Raw genomic sequence first — 333 nt, forward strand, 5'->3', positions numbered from 1 at the left:
TCCCCAGGCTTCGCCCTCTAGGTGATCGCTGTACACGCGGACGCCGCCGCCGGTGGGATTGAACCTGAGCCAGCCGGCGTTGGCTGACCAGGCGTATTGATCGGTGGCGTCAATGTTGGATGGCGGCAACAGGTGCAGCGTACTGTCCCGTTGAATGTTGTAGTCGGCTAGAGTGCGACCATCCGCCAGTCGTTGACCGTTAAAACCAAGCCGCTGTTGAGCGGGCGGGATGCTTTTTTTCTCCTCAATTTTTGCCTTGATCTCACCAATGGTGTCACTGGGATCAACCTGCAGCGTCAAGGTCGCACGAGTTGGCAGCAAAATGAAGATTTG

General features: G+C 56.8%; 1 protein-coding gene. It reads right to left on the bottom strand.

Annotation, left to right across the window (positions count from 1 at the left end; all coding sequences use genetic code 11):
- Positions 1–333, bottom strand: a 333-nt coding sequence (locus HUK38_RS14830; protein WP_275285038.1) for a ubiquitin-like protein, incomplete at both ends; no start/stop codon positions are given.

Source organism: Thiospirillum jenense, from assembly GCF_014145225.1.
In the GTDB taxonomy this organism is placed as follows: Bacteria; Pseudomonadota; Gammaproteobacteria; order Chromatiales; family Chromatiaceae; genus Thiospirillum; species Thiospirillum jenense.